Source organism: Acidiphilium sp. 34-64-41, from assembly GCF_002282635.1.
GTDB classification, from domain to species: domain Bacteria; phylum Pseudomonadota; class Alphaproteobacteria; order Acetobacterales; family Acetobacteraceae; genus Acidiphilium; species Acidiphilium rubrum.
This window is the reverse complement of the sequence record NZ_NCJX01000180.1, coordinates 1-1,137: the sequence shown is the minus strand read 5'-3', so window position 1 is coordinate 1,137 and position 1,137 is coordinate 1. Positions and strand designations below refer to the sequence as shown.

The 1,137-nt window shown below is 59.8% G+C and carries 2 protein-coding genes; both read left to right on the top strand.

The genetic code is table 11. The features are described from left to right. A partial coding sequence (locus B7X49_RS18745; RefSeq protein WP_286840663.1) for a tetratricopeptide repeat protein occupies positions 1 to 439 on the top strand: 439 nt, incomplete at its 5' end. Between the two features lie 441 nt (positions 440 to 880). After that, a partial coding sequence (locus B7X49_RS18740) for a hypothetical protein (protein WP_286840661.1) occupies positions 881 to 1,137 on the top strand: 257 nt, incomplete at its 3' end.

Sequence of the window (1,137 nt, the reverse complement as noted above, 5' to 3'; positions counted from 1 at the left end):
TATGCGGGCCCGGCAAGGTCTCGCGGTCGCGCTCTGGGCGACGGGCCAGCATCAGGAAGCGATCGGGCATTGCCAGGCGATGCTGGAACTCAACCCGAACGATAACCAGGGTATCCGCTATCTGCTGGCCGGCTATCTTCTGGCGCTCGGCCTTACGGCTGCCCTGAAACAGTTGTTGGGCCAGTTCGAAGACGACGGTACCGCGATGTGGCTCTATACGCGGGCGCTACTGGCTTTTCGGGAGGAAAGTCCGGAAGCGGACAGTCTGGCGGGAGCAGCCTGGTCGGAAAACAGCTATGTCCCTGAGATCCTGTCCGGACGACGTCCGCTGGTTGCCTCACGGGACGGGTATGTCACGCTGGGGGGAGAGGATGAGGCCGGCGAATATGTCAGGGACAACGGGGCTATCGGGCGTGAGCGTGTCCTTCGGGTCGTGTAGCTGGAATGGCCTACTGCCACTGCGAATTCGTGTCTCCTTCGCCGTGATTCTTCCGCATGATAACGCCTCTATCATGCGGAAGAATTGGGCCAAGACCACGCGAGGCATTGAGGGCCGTCTTGGCATGTAGGGGTGCGAAGACCTTGCCACCGTCCTGTGTCGTCTCGTCCATGGCTGTCCCCTATCAAGCAATCGAGGACACGCATAGATTAAGCGCATCATCGGTTTGTCACCTACTTCTTCACCCGATCGCCCTGATCGCTATGGCTCAGCGGGTATGCGACTCGATACAGGGCTTGCTAAACTCCGAAATTCATCCGGGAGTGAATTATGCCTGCGACAGCACGGACTATGTCTTCTTCACCAGGGCTCCACGCGCGGCTTCAAGAATTTTTTACGGCGGCGATCGATTTCGTGGCCCCGGGTCGTGCCGACGCTCTCATGCGAAAATGGGCACCACGCGAGCAGCCGCACTCCTCCATTGCGGAACACCGGATAATAGCGATGATGGCGGATGCGATATTGCTGTCGGCCGACCTGCTCGTGTCGCAACCCTCTGCCAGCGGCTCGAACGCCTTTGATCGTCTTGCCCGCAGCCGGGGGAAGGTTTCATCCATTGATGCCGCAGCCCTCGCAGCGCTTGCCAAAGCACGCTTCCGATTGCTCCGTATTCAGAAGACCGAGGCGGATGGCCGCCT